This is a genomic window from Tannerella forsythia (genome assembly GCF_003860135.1).
Classification (GTDB): Bacteria; Bacteroidota; Bacteroidia; order Bacteroidales; family Tannerellaceae; genus Tannerella; species Tannerella forsythia_A.
This window is the reverse complement of record NZ_RQYN01000178.1, coordinates 1-349: the sequence shown is the minus strand read 5'-3', so window position 1 is coordinate 349 and position 349 is coordinate 1. Positions and strand designations below refer to the sequence as shown.

Here is a 349-nt window from a genome sequence, read left to right as displayed (position 1 = left end):
TATGCTTCCACATCTTGGACAATCCATAGTTTTTTTCAGCAAAGATAATAGTACTATATGAATTTAACAATACCGATTAAACTTATAACAAAATTCATCGAGATAGTTTTGCAGGAATTCAGGTTTGATGTCATGAAATGTGTTTATCAGCTGTCGCTTGGCATTCCTAATGGCAATATGAACCCAAGGTAAGGCTTCCCCCACCTTCTCTTTGGGAATCACCTGAGAGTTGTGTCTAGGTACAAAGTCTTTCAATTCCACATAAGAGGTAGAGTGATCCGTGTCAACTTCCCGCACATCTGCGGCTAATTCCTTAACCGCCTTATTGATCGTTTCTTTCTTCAAGTCA

1 pseudogene is annotated in these 349 nt (G+C 39.0%); it reads right to left on the bottom strand.

Going from position 1 to position 349, the window contains the following annotated elements:
• Positions 1–72 precede the first annotated feature (72 nt).
• Positions 73–349: pseudogene (locus EII41_RS13860) on the bottom strand (transposase); the annotation flags it as partial.